7 protein-coding genes are annotated in these 6,759 nt (G+C 36.5%); all 7 read right to left on the minus strand.

The annotated features are described in order from the left end of the window. Nucleotides 1-18: 18 nt before the first annotated feature. Complete coding sequence (porA, locus tag AS161_RS05410) at nt 19-1,188, minus strand: pyruvate synthase subunit PorA (RefSeq protein WP_164542057.1); 1,170 nt, start codon at nt 1,186-1,188, stop codon at nt 19-21. Between the two features lie 12 nt (nt 1,189-1,200). Continuing rightward, complete coding sequence (locus AS161_RS05415; protein ID WP_164542058.1) at nt 1,201-1,551, minus strand: 4Fe-4S binding protein; 351 nt, start codon at nt 1,549-1,551, stop codon at nt 1,201-1,203. Next, nucleotides 1,544-2,119, minus strand: a complete 576-nt coding sequence (locus tag AS161_RS05420; protein ID WP_041257133.1) for a 2-oxoacid:acceptor oxidoreductase family protein — start codon at nt 2,117-2,119, stop codon at nt 1,544-1,546. Before AS161_RS05420 ends, AS161_RS05415 begins: the two co-directional genes overlap by 8 nt. Before the next feature lie 165 nt (nt 2,120-2,284). Next, nucleotides 2,285-3,886 carry a 1,4-alpha-glucan branching protein domain-containing protein gene (locus tag AS161_RS05425; RefSeq protein ID WP_164542059.1) on the minus strand — a complete coding sequence of 534 codons (1,602 nt, stop codon included), beginning with the start codon at nt 3,884-3,886 and terminating at the stop codon, nt 2,285-2,287. Between the two features lie 2 nt (nt 3,887-3,888). After that, nucleotides 3,889-4,680, minus strand: a complete 792-nt coding sequence (locus AS161_RS05430; RefSeq protein ID WP_164542060.1) for a DUF4912 domain-containing protein — start codon at nt 4,678-4,680, stop codon at nt 3,889-3,891. Nucleotides 4,681-4,940: 260 nt separating this feature from the next. Further along, the gene (locus AS161_RS05435) at nt 4,941-5,813 is read right to left on the minus strand and encodes a carbohydrate kinase family protein (protein ID WP_164542061.1); all 873 of its coding nucleotides are present in this window, start codon (nt 5,811-5,813) and stop codon (nt 4,941-4,943) included. After that, on the minus strand, nt 5,810-6,562 hold the full coding sequence (locus tag AS161_RS05440) for a tetratricopeptide repeat protein (protein ID WP_164542062.1): 753 nt from the start codon (nt 6,560-6,562) through the stop codon (nt 5,810-5,812). Before AS161_RS05440 ends, AS161_RS05435 begins: the two co-directional genes overlap by 4 nt. Between the last annotated feature and the right edge of the window lie 197 nt (nt 6,563-6,759).

Here is a 6,759-nt window from a genome sequence, read left to right on the forward strand (position 1 = left end):
ATTACACCTCCTTATTTGTCACTCTCTAAGCCCAAGATATCTTTCTTCGTCGACAATTAAATTGCCGTTGAATGCATCTTCGAATGCCTGTCTAATGTGAGCAGGTGTTATATCCCTTCCACCAAGACCGTAGACATAGCTTCCCATTTGTGGTCTAACAGCAACTTCATAAAGTGCGGATTTTACCGTTTCATAAAGTGGAGCTTCTGCACCAAATGAAGCTGACCTGTCAAGAACTACAACAGCTTTTCTTCCATTTAATATTCTTTGATATTCCGCTTTTGGGAATGGTCTAAATACCCATGGTTTAACAAGTCCAACTTTTTTACCTTCTTTTCTTAACTCGTTAATTGTATGTTTTATTGTTCCGGCGGTTGAACCTAATGCTACCATGACATATTGAGCATCATCAACCATGTACTCATCAACCAAATCATATTTTCTTCCTGAAATCTTTGCGAATTCTTCTGCGACTTCTTTAAACACCCTCGGAACATGCTTCATTGCTTCAATTTGACTTCTCTTGTGCTCAAAGTAATAATCGTACAAGTCAAGAGCACCATATGTAACAGGTTTAGATGTATCAAGTAATGAATTCATTCTTATTGGTTTTCCAACAAATTGCTTAACAACTTCATCATCAAGCGTTTCAACTACTTCAACACCGTGAGAGATAATGAATCCATCGAAATTCACCATAACTGGGAGTCTTACGTCTGGATGCTCTGCGATTCTGTAAGCCATGACTGTAAAGTCGTAAGCTTCTTGAGCATTTTCTGCCCAAAGCTGTATCCATCCACTATCCCTTTCAGCCATCGCGTCACTATGGTCACAATGAATATTAATTGGTCCTGAGAGTGCCCTGTTTGCAACAGCCATCACTACTGGAAGCCTTAGCGATGCTGCAATAAAAACTACTTCGTGCATAAGAGCAAGACCAACGGAAGCTGTCGCTGTAAACGCCCTTGCACCTGCTGCTGCTGCACCAACAACTGCACTCATTGCTGAATGTTCACTTTCAACAGGAATCATTTCAGTGTCAACAACACCATCTGCAACATATTTCGCGAAGTATTCAACAACTGGCGTTTGTGGTGTAATAGGATATGCCGCAACGACGTCTGGATTTATTTGTTTCATTGCATAGGCTATAGCCTCTGCACCTGTAATTGCTTGTTTTAAAGGCATTTTCGCACCTCCTTACTCTTCTGAGAAATCTGTTTCTGGTTTCATAACTATAGCTCTTTTATCCTCTGGAGCTGGCTGTTTCGTTTTCGGGTCTATACTCTTTGGACATACATTTGCACAAAGTCCGCAACCCTTACAGTAATAGTAATTATAACCTTTCATTTTTGGTTTTCCATCAACGATTTCAACTACGATTGCTTGATCCGGACAATACAACCAGCATTGCATACAGTGAATACAATTTTCCGCTTGGTAAATAGGCCTCATTACTCTCCATGTTCCTGTTTTGTATTGCTTAGCATTTCCTGGTTCGACTATTAATCCACCAATTGGAAGTTCCTTCCATCCTTTGAGTTCAGGCACTGCAAGTCACCTCCTCATAACCTCTGTGAAGTGCCCTAATGTTTTTGTTAACAACCTCTTCACCAAATTTCTTTAAGAACATATCTCTAATCTTATCTTCAACGTATTTAAGTTCTATAACTCCTGTTACTCTTGCAATTGCACCAAGCATTACGGTATTTGGCGTACCTCTTCCGAGTTCTTCAAGTGCTATGTCTGTTGCCTTAACAACACAAATCTTGCCTTTGAAGCCAGATTTTTGTCTAACCCATTCGATAGATCTGACTGTGTTAACAATTAATACTGTCTCTTCGTTTGTCCCTGCAAGGATATCTGGGTTACTAAGAAGCGTGTCATCGATAACAACGACAAGATTCGGGGTTTCAACTGAGGAGTGTAATAGTATCGGCTCATCAGAAATTCTGTTGAACGCCTTCATAGGTGCACCTGTTCTCTCAGCACCATATTCTGGGAAGGCCTGTACATACTTACCCATGTCAAGGGCTGCCTCAGCAAGCATTTGAGAAGCACTCTTTGCACCCTGACCTGCACGACCATGCCATCTGATTTCAAAAATATTTGCAGGCACTGTCCTTACCTCCTTTTCGTTTTTGTCGATAGAAAAACTAATTTTCACTATTCTCAAGTTTTTCATGCTTTCCAACACAACACCCCGAGATGCGTATTTACATCTCGGGGGAGCTTCGAATAACCTTTACAGAGGGTTACATAGATAACTATACGTTATTCAATGCTATATCTTTAAGTACATTCTGTAATCAGCATCAGGGAAGATATCATCTAAGTATTCCAACCTCTGTAACTCCCCTGTATCTATATTACCACTCTTTAGCATTTCATACAAGGTTAAAAATCGTTTAATATGCGTTTTGGTTCTGTTAACTGCATATTCCACGCTTGTTCTAGTAGTCATTATAAACGCCCAGTCGCTTGATTGAGCCAAAAGAAGCTCTCTTACCATTTGATTCAATACTCTTATCTTTATTGGATCTGTTTCATTTGTGTGAAGTTTTGCCATCTCTGTCATTTTTTCTACCATTTCATGTAAATGAGGATATATCCAATCGTTTGTACCATTCAACCATACTTCATTGTAACCATTCGCACCCCAACTTGACGCTGCCGGTGTAACAATTTGAACTTTTTCAATCCAGTCAACAACATCACAAACCCTTACCGCTCTTAGTTTTTGACTCTTGGCCGCTTCTCTCATGAAATATTCGATAAAATATGGCCCTTCGAACCACCAATGTCCAAAAAGTTCCGCGTCAAATGGTGCAACAATTATTGGTTCTAATCCTTCAAAAAGGTTTAATAGATAATCGACCTGTGCTTCTTTTTTTCTAAGGAAATCTTTTGCATGTTCATAAGCAACTTTTTTTGCTTCATCGATATCATAAAAATCTTTCTTTTCAAGTGGCGTATCTTTTGAAGTAATTTTATGATACTTTATCCCAACATTCATCCTCACACCACTCGGATCAATGTAAGGCTTTATGTACTCATACTCTCTATCAAAACCTATGTCCCTATAAAATTCGCGATATCTTGAATCTCCAGGATATCCAATCTGCGCACTCCAAACTTGTTCTGAACTCTCGGGGTCTCTTGCAAATGCAAAGACATTATTTGGCGTAACCACCGGTCTGTAAACACCATATCTTGGTCTTTCATCTGCGTACCAGAGCGCATGCGAATCAACGAAGAAATACTCAATACCGTATTCAGCAAGATACTTATCAAGCCCTGGAAAATAAGCACATTCTGCAAGCCAAATTCCTCTTGGTTTAACCCCTATATGCCTCTCATAAGTTTTTACAGCTTGTTCCAACTGTGCCCTTATCGCTTGAGGATACTGTTCCATAAAGGGTAAATAACCATGAGTTGCGTTACATGTGATTATATCAAGGTTCCCCTTTGAGAAATATTCTCTAAATCCATTCAAAATATTCCTTTGGTAAACATCTCTGAAAATAAAGAGCGTTTCTTCGAAAAAGTTAAGATAAAATTTGGCCATTTTATTTTTTGTAGGATGTTCTGCTTCTGTTCTAACAACTTCTTTCCTAGCTAACTCTATTAGCTTCTCAAGATGTTTTTCATATTTACTTTGCAAATCTGGATTCGCTAGCATTTCCATTAAAGGAGGCGTAATTGACATAGTCAATTTAACGGGAACTTTTTCCTTTTCGAGTTCTCTGAACATTCTAAGTAACGGTATATAAGTTTCTGTTATAGCTTCAAAAAGCCAATGTTCTTCCAAGAAAAACGGATAATCTGGATGATGAACAAACGGTAAATGTGCGTGAAGAACGAACGTTATTTGTCCACGTGGCATATTTACATCCCCTTCCCACTAAGGCGAATAACACTGATACTTCCGGCCCCTGATATCCGAAAAAGATGCTCCAAACCCTGAACAGAACCTGCAACTCTTTCAATAATAGGTGTCAACATACCACCTGATGGCATAACAATTCTTCTTCTCTTCCTTAAATCCATCCAACGTTCCCTCGTCGATTGACTTGGTGAATTAACAGGCATCTTACAGAGATTTGACCTAATCAAAGCTTTGTAAGTACCGTTTACATCATAATAACCAATTTCCCCAAGATAGTGTGCACCGGGCATTGGAACATTAAGATAGTAATTTTTTAAGTTAATCGGGTCAATTGTGACTTCAAATGTTCGATGAGCGTTTGTACCATCGAACTCGATATATGTAACATCATAAACTCTCAGAACAACTTTAACTATTTCTCGAGATTTAAAAAATTCTTTATTTTCTTGGCTGAAATCCCAGTAGAAGTGGAGCCAATGAGGATTAACAGACATCGCAACTAATTTATCTTTGTTGTATGTTTCGGGGATTGTTAGGTCTTCTTTAACAGGTTGGACAACAGACTTCGAATCAGCTGAAGGCTTTGAAGGAGAAGTCGCACTTGAAGCATTTACTGTTTTTCCTGAAGATGTTAATTTCGCTCTTTCGATAAACCGCTCAAGCATTTTTCTAACATCCGATTTTGTCATCTGCTTTCTGACTGTCAAACCAAGCTGTTTTGCCACTGCTTTTAGTTCTTGTATAGTTCGCTCCTGCTTTAACCATTCCTCAAGTTCTAACCAATTAGACATATAACTCACCCCCGACAATTGTGATTTTACCTTTCCTTTAATGAAATTATATACTCGGTTTTTATATTGTAAATTGTTGTAAAGGAAAGAAATAGTATCATATTTGACTATAATTTACTTTAAAAAATTATAATCACCAATAAATGTATAATTACAATTGTTACATTTGTTACATTTGGTTTTAATTAAATGCTTTGAATTTTAAAAATGTTTGATTTATTCAGATTTTTTAGGGATGCTTGAATGACAAAGATTAGGAATCACAAAGAGGGTCCTAAAAATGAGTTGATTTGTTGAAGTGTTGGAAATGATTCGGTTGTACCTTTTTTTAAGCAAGTAATAGCACCACAAGCATTGGCAAATTTAAGTATTTTTTTGACTGGCATTCTGTTGAGTAAACCATATATAATACCAGCTGTAAATGAATCTCCAGCACCTGTTGTATCTATTGGATTTATTTTAAATGACTCGCAAAAAATCGTTTCATTTTCAGAATAGTAAAGACTCCCTTTGCTTCCAAGTTTTATGAAAAGTTTTTCTACGCCAAGGGAAACTAGCTTTTTTGCAGCATCCTCAATCTTTGTAGTGTTTGTAATTCTAAGAGCTTCTAATTCGTTCATAGAAGCATACGGAATTTCGTTAAGTAGTTGAAAATCTATAAAATCTGACAATTCCACAAATACGTTTTTGTTTATTTTTTTCAAATTATTTAGAATATCTGGTTCAATTCCGCTTTGAAAATAAACAATATCAGATTCCGATATTATTTCTTCTTTTCTTAAAATATCATCAACACACAAGAACTTATTTGCTCCAAGATAATTAAACATAGTATTATTAGCTTTTTCATCTACTATGATGAATGTTATACCTGTTCTTTCAATTCTATCAGCTATAACATTTACGCCAAATTCTTTGAGTTTTTTTAAAGCAAAAGCACCAAATTCATCTTCCCCTATTTTTGTTATCAACGTGGAATTTACACCCAACTTGGCTAAAGCAACGGAAACGTTGGTGGCTTTACCACCAACGTTTATATAAATCTCTTCAGAAACATGGTTTTCATTTACTTTTATTTCTTTCACAGAATAAAGCAAATCAACGTTTAGTTTTCCAATGCACGTAACTGTCATTTCAGCTTTTTAAGTTCCTCATTAGCACTTGCAACAGCTTCCTCGTGTGTTTTAACAAGCCATGGGTGAGCCGTACTACTAACAACTTTCTGGAACATTTCTTTTGCTTTGTCCTTGTTTCCAGTCTTTAAATATAAATACCCAAGCTCAAGATATATATTTGGATAATTAGGTGTTAATTTGAGTGCATTATTTAGAAGTTCTTCAGATTTTTTATAATTGTAAAGTGGCCATGGAACATCTCTATAACGCATACCAGAAGCTATGTAGGCAAATGTTTTGTAGAGTTTACCTTCTTCATTATTTTCATCAAGCAGTTTAATCGCAGTGTCAATATTTTTGTCAAAATCTCCGAGCATAAACAAACCCTGCACAATTCCTTTATATTGCGCAAGTCTACCGATAGCAGCACCAGCTATGTAATAAGCTCTTCCATTTCTCTGATCAAGTTTTATAGCTGCTTCTGCGTGTGCTCTGGCTTGCTCCAATGTCTTTTCTTTTTCCTTATCAGGCACACCCCAATTAGCATATTCCAAATAACAGTCTGCTAGTATAGTTAATAGTCTTGAATCTTTTGTGTACCCATTAAAGTTTTCTATCTCTTTTATTATACGAAGAAGCTTATCTTTATCGTGATCTCTACGTGCTTCATAAAACAGTTTGTTTAAATCATCCGCGTTCAAAGCAAATAGGTAACTAAAAATGCTGATAAAGTAAACAATAGCGAGAACCGAAAATAACTTTTTCATACCTATCCCCTCCCGAATAGATTTTGGTATTTTTATTTTACCATAAAAGATTGAAAAGATACCCCAAATAATACACCTATACTTATTCACAATACAATGTTAACGTAAAATTAAACATAAAATATGATTTTGTGGTATGGTATACTCATCAGGTATTTTGTCTATACAGTACTTGAAATTTATTAAAGTTAAAATTA

The organism is Fervidobacterium sp. 2310opik-2, assembly GCF_011057735.1.
Lineage (GTDB): Bacteria > Thermotogota > Thermotogae > Thermotogales > Fervidobacteriaceae > Fervidobacterium > Fervidobacterium nodosum.

What these genes read in the sequence shown, in the direction of transcription:
- porA (WP_164542057.1), bottom strand. Translation starts at nt 1,188, where the DNA reads ATGCCTTTAAAACAAGCAATTACAGGTGCAGAGGCTATAGCCTATGCA.
- AS161_RS05425 (WP_164542059.1), bottom strand. Translation starts at nt 3,886, where the DNA reads ATGCCACGTGGACAAATAACGTTCGTTCTTCACGCACATTTACCGTTT.
- AS161_RS05430 (WP_164542060.1), bottom strand. Translation starts at nt 4,680, where the DNA reads ATGTCTAATTGGTTAGAACTTGAGGAATGGTTAAAGCAGGAGCGAACT.
- AS161_RS05435 (WP_164542061.1), bottom strand. Translation starts at nt 5,813, where the DNA reads ATGACAGTTACGTGCATTGGAAAACTAAACGTTGATTTGCTTTATTCT.
- AS161_RS05440 (WP_164542062.1), bottom strand. Translation starts at nt 6,562, where the DNA reads ATGAAAAAGTTATTTTCGGTTCTCGCTATTGTTTACTTTATCAGCATT.